Source organism: Persicitalea sp. (assembly GCF_041751555.1).
Taxonomy (GTDB): domain Bacteria; phylum Bacteroidota; class Bacteroidia; order Cytophagales; family Spirosomataceae; genus Persicitalea.
The window spans coordinates 1-11,929 of record NZ_JBGSXF010000518.1; the positions used below are offsets into that span (position 1 = coordinate 1).

Below are 11,929 nucleotides of genomic sequence, written 5' to 3' on the forward strand. Positions count from 1 at the left end.
AAACGGTCGTAGGCCGCCATGATCGCGTCCTTGCGGCTCTTGCCCTGTTTCAAAGCCGCCTTTTCGGCTTCCACCATTTTGGTGAGCGTTTGCAGCAGGTCCTTTTGCACAAAAAGCTCCCCTGCTTCGGGCGCCTCCCTTTTCTCGCCGGGATGCGTCAGGAAAACCTTCTTACTGTAAGGCCACTGCTTGATCTGCTCCTTACCGCGCTCGATGCTGTTAGCCGTTTGGGCGTCGATGGGGTAGCCCGCCGCCATTTCCATCGCGGGAGCCAGTACCTGTTCCAGGCTCAGCTTGCCGTAGTTTGCGAGCATGTGTAGTAAGCCGCCGGGCGCTTGCCGGGCGTGGTCGCCGCCAGCGGGCCGTACTCGGGCGGAAAGTTGTAGCCTTTGCTCTTGAAAAAATCCACCGTCGCTCCCGTCGGTGCCACACCCATGGCGTTGATGGAAATTACCTTTTTGGTTTTGGGATTGTAGATCAGAGCCTGAGTTTCGCCGCCCCAACTCAGCACGTCCCACATAGTGCAGGTAGCGGCCAGCATGGCGCAGGCGGCGTCTACGGCGTTGCCACCTTTTTGGAAAGTCGCGGCCCCGGCGGTGGCGGCCAGCGGCTTGCCCGTGATGGCCATCCAGTGCTTTCCGTGGAGCGGGGGTTTTTGGGTTTGCTGGGCGGTTGTTGTGAAGGAGCAAAGGCACAGTGGCACAAAGACACAAAGTGTGGCTATGAAGCGGAGTAAGGCGGAGAGTTGTTTCATGGGATCGGGCTTTTGGGTAAAAATGGGTTTTAGCTTATTGGTAAAATTACTTTCTTTTTTTGGTTTGGAGACAACTCTATGGATAGCAAGGTTTCCACACATCCTGAGTATAAGGTAGAAAAGCCCGAGAACATTCCGTAACGATAGTGCCTCCAAGATTTTAACCGTTTTTTTGAACAAACGAACTCTTATTTTACGGAAGCAGTCACTGACATTGCCCAACTCGACCCCGACGGCACTTGTTCCTACGCCGACTACCCCAAATGGCGCAATCGGTGATTTTATCCGAATTAGCGATCGATTTGGGGTAGTTGTTTGCCCGAAATTTTTTGACAGAGCCGCCTAGTGGTTTAATATCCATGATGGCGGGGTGCTCCGAGGCGGCAACCCGCGCTGTTCAAAGTCTATGAGTAGGTAGCTCACAAAACTACTTTTCTCCTAAACTCCCAAAAATGGAAATGGTCAACGACATGATTGTCTGGTTTATGAAGCGGCGACTACCGCGCATACAGGAATTCATGGCGCGCCCCGTCGAGACGCAGGAGCGGATTTTCCAGGAACTGATCGCTACCGCCCGCTACACCGAGTGGGGGATGCGCTACAATTATAGCCAGATCAAAACGGTGCAGGAATTTCGGGAGCAAGTACCTGTTTCGACTTACGAAACATTGTTTCCTTACATCGAACGGGTACTGAAAGGCGAGCCAAACGTGCTGTGGCCGTCGCCGGTAGAACATTTTTCAAAGTCGTCTGGTACGACCAACGCTCGCAGTAAATACATCCCTGTCACCCCCGAGTCGTTGGAAGAATGCCATTACATGGGCGGCAAGGACATGATGACGCTACTCGTGGCCAACAAGCCCGACACCAATGTTTTTAGCGGCAAAGGGTTATCTATTGGCGGTACCATTGGGCCGAATCCCTACAACCCACTTACGCAGGCGGGCGATGTATCGGGGGTAATCATGCAAAACCTGCCCGCCTGGGGACAACTCATTCGAACGCCGCCGTTAGAAGTAGCCCTCCTCGATAATTGGGAAGAAAAATTGGCAAAGATGGCCGAAATCTGCTCCCAGGAAAATGTAACGAGCATTTTGGGCGTCCCTACCTGGACTATTTTACTGCTCGATCGCATTATGGAGGAGCAAGGCGCAAAGTCAATGCTGGAAGTGTGGCCCGATTTCGAAGTCTTTGTCCACGGAGCGGTGGCGTTTCATCCGTATCGTGAGCTTTTTACCAAAAAGTATTTTCCTTCATCGACGCCTTACTACCTCGAAACATACAATGCTTCCGAGGGCTTCATCGGCTTGCAGGACGATTTGGGCAAGCCCGGCGAGATGCTGCTGATGCTGGACTACGGCATTTTCTATGAATTCATGCCGTTGGAGGAGTTGGACAACGATCATCCACGCACCCTGACGCTCGACGAAGTAGAGCTCGACAAAAGCTACGCCCTCATCATGTCCACCAACAGCGGACTGTGGCGCTACCAAATTGGCGACACCATCAAGTTCACGTCGAAGTACCCTTTCCATCTCAAAATCAGCGGCCGCACCAAGCACTTTATCAATGCTTTCGGCGAAGAGTTAGTCGTGGAAAACGCCGAGGCCGCCATCACCGAAGCCAGTGCTCAGACTGGTGCCGTAGTCAGCGACTTCACTGCTGGGCCTGTATATATGGGCGATGGCTCCAAGGGGCGGCATGAGTGGATCATCGAATTTTCGCAGGAACCTGGTGACCGTAGGAAGTTTCTTGACTTGCTGGATAAAACCTTACGGCGTGTCAACTCCGATTATGACGCCAAGCGCTTTCAAGACATGGCTTTACTCATACCACTGGTGCACGTCGCACCACCGGGAACCTTCTACGCCTGGATGAGGCGACGAGATAAGTTAGGCGGTCAGCACAAAGTACCCCGACTGAGCAACAGTCGAGTGTATTTGGAAGAGATTTTGGAGATCATTGGGCAGGAGGGTTAGTGGAAAATCACTAATTTTGCGCGATAATTAAGCCGCTAACCTATTTTGCGCATGACCCATTCCGAGTTTCTGGACGCCTTGGTGTGTCCCACCACCCATACTACCCTCGCTGTTGCTGAGGATCGCAAAAGTCTTACCAGCCAGGATGGTGTGACCTACGAAGTGGGCGATACGGGAATCGTCAATATGCTCTATCCCAAAGAACTTCTGCCAGAAGATGCGCATGAGCAGTACCTCTACGACCAGGCTTACCTGCGTTACGATAAGGGCGTTTCCTGGGTGTTTGAGACGCTTAATCATTCCGACGAAGCCGCGACTCGCCTGTTTATGATTAGCCTGATGGACTTGAAACCCGGCATGATGGCCCTGGAAGTAGGCGCTGGCACTGGTAAGGACTCGGCCTTAATTCTTGAAAAAGTGAAACCCGGCGGCACGGCGGTTCTGTCCGATTTGTCGCCCAACATGCTTAAGCTGGCGCAGGACAAGCTGGACACCGCCGAGGTGAACGTACATTACTTCCTGGGCAACGGCTCGTACCTGCCGTTCAAGGACGACACTTTCGATGCCGTTTTTCACTTTGGGGGAATTAACACTTTTTCCGAACGAAAAAAAGCCTTCGACGAACTCACCCGCGTGGTGCGTCCCGGCGGCAAAGTGGTGGTCGGCGACGAAAGCATTGCGCCTTGGATGCGCAGCCAGCCCACCTACCAAACCCTGCTGAAAGCCAATCCGTTGTTCCGGGCTGAAGTACCTCTGGAAGATGTCCCCGCCAACGTAGAGAACTTCAAACTACACTGGATTTTTGGCAACGCCTTCTACGTCATGGAGTACACTGTGGCGGCCAAAGCTCCCGAAATCGACATCGACTTGCCCATTCCCGGCAAGGATTTTGTAGATAACTGGCGGCTGCGGGCGGAGAAAGATAATTAGTGAATGTGGAATGTCGGAGTGAGTGAATGTCGGAATATAGGTATTCCGACATTCACTCATTCAAAATTCAAAATTGACCCATGTGGCAAAAGAAAGGAGTAGTTTATAAACCTGACGGTACGCTGGCGCACAGTATTTCGCACGCGCAGGTGCCGTTTGCCTACAAGCACGAGGATTTTTTGCGGATTTACTTCTCTTCGCGCGACGCGCAGGGACAGTCGCGGCCTACGTTCATCGACGTGGATTATGACGATCCGTCGAAGATTCTATATATCCATGACAAGCCGATTTTGGAATTGGGCGGGCCGGGTGAGTACGATGAGACGGGTTCCATGCCTGCCTGGTTCGTGAACCGTCCCAATGGCGATATTTGGTTGTACTATACGGGCTGGAACCGTACCTGGAATTCGTATCGCCTGTCGATGGGCTTGTCAGTGAGCCAAGATGGTGGTCTGACTTTCGAAAAAATGTTTGCCGGGCCGATTATGGATCGCAGCATTCAAAATCCGATTTGGGCAGCGCAGCCTTCGGTGCTGATAGACGAGGATGGTACCTGGCGGATGTGGTACATTTCTGCCCATAAGTGCGAGTATATCCACGGCTACCCCGAGCCTTTTTATCGCTGCCAATCGGCAACTTCCAAAGATGGTATCCATTGGGACATCAGCGATGTGCCGACACTGGAATTCGACGATTTTCTTCACGGAGTGGGCCGTCCGAGCGTATTCAAGGAAGACGGCCTCTACAAAATGTACTACTCTTACCGCCACACCCGCGACTACCGCACCGACCGGAACCAAAGCTATCGACTAGGCTACGCCGAGTCGAGGGACGGGACGCATTGGGAGAGGAAGGACGATTTGGTCGGAATCGCCAAGTCGGAAAATCCTGAGGATTTCGACTATCAGATGATTAACTACGCCCACCGCTATGAACACAATGGAAAGAAATATCTGCTTTATAACGGCAACGGTTTCGGCGCAGCGGGTTTTGCGTATGCAGTTTGGGAAGACTAAATTAGTTGACAGTTGACAGAAAAGATTTCACATTTCAACGATTACACGCTTTAACAATTCAACATCTAAAATGCCGTTCGCTCAACACAAAGCAAGAACTGACGGAGGGAATTCGTTCGGGCGGGAAATGAGGGTAAATAAGGGCAATTCATATACACACAATATCATGACAACAGAGAGAGAACAATTAAATAAAGTTGGCTACGTGCTGCTGCGCGGATTTTTGGATAAAAATACCGTTTCAGAAATTTATCGGGAAGCACGGGAAATATTTTCCGTGCAGATCAAACGTATAACGGGCCGGACGGTGGACATCGATGACCGCGACGCTTTCGAAAATGCCATGTTCGAGTTTTTCGAGAAAGACTTCGATGCGTTCGTCAACACGGGAAAAACAGTGCAGCATACATTCAGCTTGCATCGGCTGGCTTTGAGTGAAAAGATTGAAAACGCTTTGAAAGACCTGGGACTTGAAAAACCCGTCATCGGGGCGCGCCCGGCTATGCAGTTCAACAGCCGCTTCCTATCGAAAGGCGGTAGTAAGCACTGGAAACTCGATGCGCATCAGGACTGGCGCACCGGTCAGGGGTCGCTCGACAGTACCGTGATCTGGTTTCCAATGGTGGACGCCGGCGCTGACATCGGAGCGTTGCAGGTAATTCCCGGTAGCCACACGGCTGGTCTTATGGAAGCAAGTACCTCCGGTTACCAGGGCGGCATCACTGCGGCTCTGAAGGTTGAGGATTTTGTGCAAACAGAATTCCAGGTGGGCGACATGCTCGTATTCTCATCGTTTCTGGTGCACCAATCGGGCAACAACGTGACGAACAACATTCGATGGTCGGTGCAACTACGCTACAACAACCTCGCTGAATCAACCTTCATTGAGCGGGGTTATCCGATGGCCTACCTCTACAAGCCCGAACCCGACTTGGTTACCCCCAATTTCCCGTCAGTTGAGCAGCTTAAGGAGGTTTACAAGTAGATATGAATTACAAGGAAGTGGTCGATCAATCATTTACCGATTCACAATTGAAAGTAAGCGTAACCATCCTCACCTACAATCAGGCCGCCTTTATTGGGCAGGCTATCGAGAGTGCGCTCAATCAGGAAACTGATTTTGCGTACGAAATCTTGGTAGGCGACGATTTTTCGACCGACGGGACGCGAGAGGTTATCCTGGACTACCAGAAACGCTTTCCCGACAAGGTAAAGCCCGTTCTGCACAAAAAGAATTTAGGCCAGAATGGGCTTTTCAATACTATTGAAACCCTGAAACTAGCACAGGGAAAGTACATTGCCCCGCTCGACGGCGACGACTATTGGACGAGTTCCGATAAGCTTCAGAAGCAAGTGGATTTCATGGAAAGCCATCCCGATTTTTCGGCTTGCTTCCACAATGCCCTTATTACCTACGAAGATGGTTCGCCCGCGCAGGAAGTGAATGCCGCTGACCAGAAGAGGGTCATCGGTATGGACGACCTAATTGGTGAAGACGAGGTCTGGTTTATGGCGACCTCGGCGGTGTTGTTCAAGAATGGTTTGATGCATTATCCCGAGTGGTTCCTCAAATCGACGAGCGGCGATATTCCACGGTATGTGATTTTGGCTAAATACGGCCCGATCGGCTACGTACCGGGGACGATGTCGGTGTACCGCAAAAACAAGGCAGGCGCTAGTTTCAAAGATCATTACCGCGACGCGCGCTTCCTGCGCAATCGCATCATGATGTATGAAGGCATCAACGAAGAGACAGACTACAGCTACGATGCTTCGTTACGCCTGAACATCGCCCGCTATCACCGGATGATGCTCGACGCCCGGCAATATTCCCGGAGCTATTTCCGGCGGTTTGCCTTAGCAGTGAAATATCTACGATATCGACTACCTAACCCACTCGAAACGAAGGAAATCACCCGCGACTACCTGATGCCCAAGTGGATCATGCGGGTGTACAGTTTTTTCGCGCTGCTGCCACACCGATTCCGCGAGACATCATGACGAAGGTATCGGTCTGTGTACCTACCTACCAGCACGAAGCCTACATCGCGCAGATGCTGGACGGAGCACTGGCGCAACAAACCAACTTCCCCTACGAAATCGTCATCGGCGATGATGCTTCTACCGACCGCGCCCCGACTATTATCCGAGACTACGCTGAAAAGTACCCGGACAAAATAAGGGCTTATCTGCACCCCGAAAATCTTGGTCCGAAAAAACCCCGCGAGTTTGGGGGCCGCAACAACGTTTTGTTTTTATTAAAAGCATGCCGAGGTGAGTACGTTGCCCTTTGCGAAGGCGACGACTACTGGACTGACCCGTACAAATTGCAAAAGCAGGTCGATTTCTTAGACACTCACCCTGATTTCGCGATTTGCCACCACAACGTCCGTGTGACCTACGAGGACGGATCACCCGAACATCTGTTCAATGCTTCCGACCAGAAAACCGTTTCAACCATTGATGATTTACTGGCTGACCGTTGGTTCTTCGCTACGGCCAGTCTGCTTTATCGAAACTACTTTCTGACCGAGGACTTTGCCGACTGGCATGCCAAGGCAGCGGCCGGAGATTGGGCGTTGGTACTTCAGCTTGCTGCGCGGGGCAACATCGGCTACCTGCCCGATGTCATGGGCGTCTATAGAAAGCATCGGGGTGGACTGAGCAACATTCATGCGCCAACTAACGCGTGGTTCGTGCAGAACAGGCGAGAAATGTTCGAGAATGTGCGGGTGTGGTTGGCAAAAAGAAAGAGTAAAGGGGCCAGTTAGGCCACTTCGCGGTAAGGAACTGCCTTCACCAACCGGATATTATTTAGTTCTGGTATCGTACGCACGTTTTCGGGAGGTACGACACCACGTCGAATCCAATTGGTTAGTGTATTGATGCTGTTTAACTTGTATCGTTTTACGTATTCCTTTAAAGTTACCCATTCGTCGAAGTCGATCACTTCGCCTCGCAATAACAATAGGTCTACCGCTTCCTGCTGCGCAGCTTTAGATTCAGCCAACGCTTTTCTGATTTCTTCTTTCAGATTTTCCATAAGTCGCACAGATTAAGAAGAAGGCTAATTCGCGTTTGCTGTAATTAAAGCCCTCTTTTCAGTTTTTCGATTATCAGTTCATTGGTTAAGATTTGATCTAGAAACTCGTTGATTTCAGATTCAGTCATACGCTCCGAAGCGAAATCCAGTATCTTTTTCAATTGGACATTTGACCGTTCGAGACGTGCAATGGCCAATTCAACTTGTTTCTTTTGGTTATCCACTTGCTACCAATTCTGACAGGACAAAGATAGGAAATGTTCATCGAGTGAACACTAGCTGAATTTGCTTTTTTGTTTTTTCGGCTATCTCGATTTCTCCTCCTGCTCCGGCACCCTGACCTCATAACTGGAATTGGCGGGTACCCGCAGGCGGTAATCACTTGTGTTGTTGAACCAGGGATTGAGTCGTCTCAACTCCCGATACGTAGTATTGTTGGCCTTGGCAAATGCCACCAAATCCGTATCGCTATCTATCGTCACCATCTTGAACCGAAGAGGGCGGTACTGGTCCTCGGGACGAAAGAAGTAGCCGTAGGCTTCCGGGTTTTCCAGAACGAGCTTGAAGGAAAGGATGCGGTAGAAGTAGCGGGCAGTTTCCGGGTTGAGATACAAATCCCAAAAATTGTCCGTCTGCTGGTACTTCATGACGTTCTGCGTTCCCGTCAGCCCTTTGTTGTAGGAAGTTGCCACGAGTGGCCAGTTCTTCAGGCGGGCGTAGGACCATTTCAGATAACGGGCAGCGGCTTCGGTGGCTAGTTTAGGGTCGCGGCGCATGTCTACGTCGGCGTCGATGTGCAGACCATAGTCGCGACCCGTGAGTGGCATAAACTGCCACATGCCCACTGCTCCGGCGGGCGACTGAGCTGTGTTCTCGAATTCGCTTTCGGCCACGGCCAGGTAAATGAAGTCGATTGGGACGCTGTTCTCGCGCAGTGTCTTTTCGATCAAAGGCCGCCAACGCTCAATATTTCTCATGATATAAAAGGTGCGTGAATGGCCAAAGGTATTCACTACAAGCTCGCGTTCGAGACCTTCGCGTACGTCGTCGCGGTCTAACGGGACGCGTTCGCCCGCGAAAGTTAGCGTGTCGGGCAGCGGCGGAAGCATGACATGCTGAGGTACGTCGGTGGGGTAGATGGCTGTTCGCTCAGCGAAGGGTAGTCGCTCTTCTTCGAGCGTGGGCAGGGTGGCGTCTTGAGAACGGCAGCCGTAGCAAAATAGTAAATCAAAAATGAGAGCAAGCGGACAAGCAATGGAACGGAAAGACATCTTGAAAATAATGGTGTAATTGAAAACGGGTACTTGACAAATGTACGCCTAATCAAGCTTCCTCCACCAAGTCCAGCACCTTGCTGGTGTATTTCCTTACTTCCCGACAAAGCGCCGGACTATCGCCCAACGATTGTCCATAGGAAGGAATCATTTCGCGCAGCTTCTGCTGCCAGGCATCGGTGCGGAGCCGCTCGGAGAAACACCGTTCCAGTAAACTGAGCATAATTGACACCGCCGTGGACGCTCCCGGCGATGCACCCAACAGGGCTGCCAAGCTACCGTCGGCGGCACTAACTACCTCGGTACCAAATTCCAGGATACCGCCTTCGTCGTCGTCGTGCTTGATGACCTGTACCCGCTGCCCGGCTATTTCGATTTCCCAGTCGCTGGGGTGGGCTTTGAGGTAGTATTTTTCCAAAGCGTCCAGCCGTTCATCGGGCGACTGCCTGACTTGCTCGATGAGGTACTTGGTCAAGGGAATGTTGTGCAGCCCCGCCGCGATCATGGGGCGGATATTTCGAAGATTGACGGACAAGGGCAAATCTAGGAACGAGCCTTTTTTCAAAAACTTAGTGGAAAAACCTGCGTAAGGGCCGAACAACAATTCTTGCTTGCCCTTGATCATCCGGCTGTCGAGGTGCGGAACCGACATGGGCGGCGAACCGACCTCCGCTTTTCCGTAAACCTTAGCGTGATGTCGCGCAATGACATCAGGATTGGTGCAACGCAACCACTGCCCGCTCACCGGGAAACCTCCGTAGCCACGCCCTTCCGGTAGACCGGATTTCAGTAGCAGTGGCAGCGAGCCGCCACCCGCACCGATAAAAACGAACTTGGCGTGAATCTCCCGTCGCTTGCGCGTGTCGAGGTCGCGGACGCTTACCTGCCAGTTACCATCTTTTTCTTCCCGGTTTGACGTCCGACGGTTCGCCACCCGATCCAGATCATATACCTCCTGATTAAAGTGCAACGTGACGCCGTCCATCTCTTTCAAACAGTGAAACATGGCTCGAGTCAGGGCACCAAAATTCACATCGGTGCCGAGGGGCATGAAAGTCGCAGCTACTTTTTGGGCCGGGTCGCGGCCATCCATAATCAGCGGCATCCAGTCGGCGAGTTGCTGGCGGTCTTCGGAATACTGCATTCCCTCAAACAGAACGGACTGCTGCATGGCCTCGTAGCGCTTTTTCAAAAAATCGACATTGTCCTCGCCCCACACGAAGCCTATGTGCGGAATGGAGCGGATGAAGGTATTGGGCAATTCCACGAACTCATGCCGGGTAAGAAATGCCCAGAACTGCCGCGACTGCTCGAAGGACTCCGCGATCTTAATGGCTTTGGAAATGTCCACCGAACCATCGGGGCGCTGCGGTGTATAGTTGAGTTCACAAAACGCCGAGTGGCCCGTCCCGGCGTTGTTCCAGGCGTCGGAACTTTCGGCGGCGGCGTGATCAAGACGCTCGATAATCTCTATGGTAAGGCTGGGGTCGAGTTCTTTGAGCAGCATCCCCAGGGTGGCGCTCATAATGCCCGCTCCGATCAGGACTATGTCTGGGTTTTCGGAGTTAAATTTATTAGGCATGTGCGGTTTTATTTTACGAGAAAGTACGTTTAAAAAGCCCGCAAACGGACGCTTACGGGCTTTTTAGCTAGGACATATGCTATAAAATCAGGAAGGATTGGAATTGGAAACGTAATGCGCCCGAGGGTGCAGGCCTTTACCAATGATCTCCACGAGTTCGGGATTCACGAACTTTTCGTCCACCACTTCCCAGGCTTCGTTTCGATACACCATCACAAAGGAATCTTTTTCGGGGAAAATCACCCGCAACCCCTGCTCGTCACCGTACATTTCGGGTTCCACATCAAATTTCATTTCTTGCCCGTCTTTAGGGTCTTTTACAATCAGTTCCATTGGGTTTTGGGTTTAATGTTGGAAAAAATAGTCGTTGAGTACATAAGGTCCCAATAAAACCATTCCAGAATTTAGCCAAATTTCCTTTTTATTATTGCCGATTGTTAACATACTGAGGAAAATTGCGCGGCTTGACGCCTAAAAAACATCCAATCACGATGAACATTTTAAAATACCTGGATTTCCAGCTGAGCCGCAGAAAAGCGGTGTATGTCGTGCTGGGCCTGACTATTCTCTTCCTGTTATTAACGGCCTTCGTGGCTTTGCTGCCCACGACGTTTATCGACCTGGAATTTTCGGAAGAAGTGCAGGAAGATAATTTTCCCTTATTGGACGCCCTGATGAAAGGTGTAAGCTGGTTCGGAACGCAGTGGGTGGCCATTTCCCTCACGCTGGGAACCGCGCTAATTTTCCTGTTCGCGCGCCTCCGCCGGGAGGCGCTGTTCCTGAGTCTGACGCTACTTTCTTCTATCCTCAATTTTGGGATCAAATTATTAGTCAACCGGCCTCGTCCTACGGAAGAATTGGTACGGATTGTGATTAAAGCGCAACATCAAAGTTTCCCCAGCGGTCATACGGTCTATTACGTCACCTTCTTTGGGTTTTTGATTTTTCTGCTGGTTCGGCTGCGTCAGATTCCCTCGGCCGTGCGCTGGACGGTGGGCGTATTCAGCTTACTACTTATTCTGGCGGTTCCTTTCTCGCGGATGTACCTGGGCAACCACTGGTTTACCGATGTCATGGCGGGTTTTGTGCTGGGGCTTATTTCATTGGTCGTGCTGATTTTGCTCTATTTGGGGCCAGATAGGAGAAAAAAAATGGTTTTAGAGACTGTCTAAATTTTGGTAGTGCTTGAAAAGTAATGATGTCTAGAAAAAACCACAGGCGAGCAGTAGTTTTGGGTTACCAAGCTCAAACCTACCTTATCATGTTTCAACAACACGACTGCCCCGCCTGCGGCTCGAAAAATGCATTAAAAAACGGCTCGACCTATTACGGAAAGGCCCGCCACAAATGC

At 51.3% G+C, this 11,929-nt stretch carries 11 protein-coding genes and 1 pseudogene; 7 read left to right on the forward strand and 5 right to left on the reverse strand.

Annotation, left to right across the window (positions count from 1 at the left end; translation table 11 throughout):
• Positions 1 to 628, reverse strand: a pseudogene (locus tag ACEW8P_RS18475) (gamma-glutamyltransferase); the annotation flags it as partial.
• Between the two features lie 578 nt (positions 629 to 1,206).
• Between ACEW8P_RS18475 and ACEW8P_RS18480 the strand changes: the two are divergent.
• The 6 genes from ACEW8P_RS18480 to ACEW8P_RS18505 all read left to right on the forward strand — a co-directional run bounded on the left by ACEW8P_RS18480 (position 1,207) and on the right by ACEW8P_RS18505 (position 7,450).
• On the forward strand, positions 1,207 to 2,733 hold the full coding sequence (locus tag ACEW8P_RS18480; protein ID WP_373514554.1) for a GH3 auxin-responsive promoter family protein: 1,527 nt from the start codon (positions 1,207 to 1,209) through the stop codon (positions 2,731 to 2,733).
• 51 nt (positions 2,734 to 2,784) lie between these two features.
• The gene (locus tag ACEW8P_RS18485) at positions 2,785 to 3,663 is read left to right on the forward strand and encodes a class I SAM-dependent methyltransferase (RefSeq protein WP_373514555.1); all 879 of its coding nucleotides are present in this window, start codon (positions 2,785 to 2,787) and stop codon (positions 3,661 to 3,663) included.
• A gap of 80 nt (positions 3,664 to 3,743) precedes the next feature.
• Positions 3,744 to 4,679, forward strand: a complete 936-nt coding sequence (locus tag ACEW8P_RS18490) for a hypothetical protein (RefSeq protein ID WP_373514556.1) — start codon at positions 3,744 to 3,746, stop codon at positions 4,677 to 4,679.
• Between the two features lie 166 nt (positions 4,680 to 4,845).
• A complete protein-coding gene (locus tag ACEW8P_RS18495) occupies positions 4,846 to 5,664 on the forward strand; it encodes a phytanoyl-CoA dioxygenase family protein (RefSeq protein WP_373514557.1) in 819 nt (272 codons plus the stop codon).
• A 2-nt stretch (positions 5,665 to 5,666) separates the two neighbouring features.
• Positions 5,667 to 6,680 carry a glycosyltransferase family 2 protein gene (locus tag ACEW8P_RS18500; RefSeq protein ID WP_373514558.1) on the forward strand — a complete coding sequence of 338 codons (1,014 nt, stop codon included), beginning with the start codon at positions 5,667 to 5,669 and terminating at the stop codon, positions 6,678 to 6,680.
• Positions 6,677 to 7,450 (forward strand): glycosyltransferase family 2 protein, encoded by a 774-nt coding sequence (locus tag ACEW8P_RS18505; protein WP_373514559.1) that lies wholly within the window; start codon positions 6,677 to 6,679, stop codon positions 7,448 to 7,450. Before ACEW8P_RS18500 ends, ACEW8P_RS18505 begins: the two co-directional genes overlap by 4 nt.
• Here the strand turns inward: ACEW8P_RS18505 and ACEW8P_RS18510 are convergent.
• The 4 genes from ACEW8P_RS18510 to ACEW8P_RS18525 form a co-directional block, all read right to left on the reverse strand.
• Positions 7,447 to 7,722, reverse strand: a complete 276-nt coding sequence (locus tag ACEW8P_RS18510) for a hypothetical protein (RefSeq protein ID WP_373514560.1) — start codon at positions 7,720 to 7,722, stop codon at positions 7,447 to 7,449. The two genes, ACEW8P_RS18505 and ACEW8P_RS18510, sit on opposite strands and share 4 nt — an antisense overlap.
• Positions 7,723 to 8,027: 305 nt before the next feature.
• Entirely contained in the window at positions 8,028 to 8,993 is a 966-nt protein-coding gene (locus ACEW8P_RS18515; RefSeq protein ID WP_373514561.1) for a lytic transglycosylase domain-containing protein, read from the reverse strand.
• A gap of 52 nt (positions 8,994 to 9,045) precedes the next feature.
• Positions 9,046 to 10,578, reverse strand: coding sequence for a malate:quinone oxidoreductase (locus ACEW8P_RS18520; protein ID WP_373514562.1), 1,533 nt, complete (start codon positions 10,576 to 10,578; stop codon positions 9,046 to 9,048).
• A gap of 87 nt (positions 10,579 to 10,665) precedes the next feature.
• Positions 10,666 to 10,911, reverse strand: coding sequence for a hypothetical protein (locus ACEW8P_RS18525; RefSeq protein ID WP_373514563.1), 246 nt, complete (start codon positions 10,909 to 10,911; stop codon positions 10,666 to 10,668).
• A 158-nt stretch (positions 10,912 to 11,069) separates the two neighbouring features.
• Between ACEW8P_RS18525 and ACEW8P_RS18530 the strand changes: the two genes are divergently transcribed.
• Positions 11,070 to 11,750, forward strand: coding sequence for a phosphatase PAP2 family protein (locus ACEW8P_RS18530; protein WP_373514564.1), 681 nt, complete (start codon positions 11,070 to 11,072; stop codon positions 11,748 to 11,750).
• The last annotated feature ends 179 nt before the right edge of the window (positions 11,751 to 11,929 follow it).

Excerpts from the sequence above, each read along its gene's own strand:
- ACEW8P_RS18510 (WP_373514560.1), bottom strand. The coding sequence starts at position 7,722 with ATGGAAAATCTGAAAGAAGAAATCAGAAAAGCGTTGGCTGAATCTAAA.
- ACEW8P_RS18500 (WP_373514558.1), top strand. The coding sequence starts at position 5,667 with ATGAATTACAAGGAAGTGGTCGATCAATCATTTACCGATTCACAATTG.
- ACEW8P_RS18515 (WP_373514561.1), bottom strand. The coding sequence starts at position 8,993 with ATGTCTTTCCGTTCCATTGCTTGTCCGCTTGCTCTCATTTTTGATTTA.
- ACEW8P_RS18530 (WP_373514564.1), top strand. The coding sequence starts at position 11,070 with ATGAACATTTTAAAATACCTGGATTTCCAGCTGAGCCGCAGAAAAGCG.
- ACEW8P_RS18520 (WP_373514562.1), bottom strand. The coding sequence starts at position 10,578 with ATGCCTAATAAATTTAACTCCGAAAACCCAGACATAGTCCTGATCGGA.
- ACEW8P_RS18525 (WP_373514563.1), bottom strand. The coding sequence starts at position 10,911 with ATGGAACTGATTGTAAAAGACCCTAAAGACGGGCAAGAAATGAAATTT.
- ACEW8P_RS18495 (WP_373514557.1), top strand. The coding sequence starts at position 4,846 with ATGACAACAGAGAGAGAACAATTAAATAAAGTTGGCTACGTGCTGCTG.
- ACEW8P_RS18485 (WP_373514555.1), top strand. The coding sequence starts at position 2,785 with ATGACCCATTCCGAGTTTCTGGACGCCTTGGTGTGTCCCACCACCCAT.
- ACEW8P_RS18490 (WP_373514556.1), top strand. The coding sequence starts at position 3,744 with ATGTGGCAAAAGAAAGGAGTAGTTTATAAACCTGACGGTACGCTGGCG.
- ACEW8P_RS18480 (WP_373514554.1), top strand. The coding sequence starts at position 1,207 with ATGGAAATGGTCAACGACATGATTGTCTGGTTTATGAAGCGGCGACTA.
- ACEW8P_RS18505 (WP_373514559.1), top strand. The coding sequence starts at position 6,677 with ATGACGAAGGTATCGGTCTGTGTACCTACCTACCAGCACGAAGCCTAC.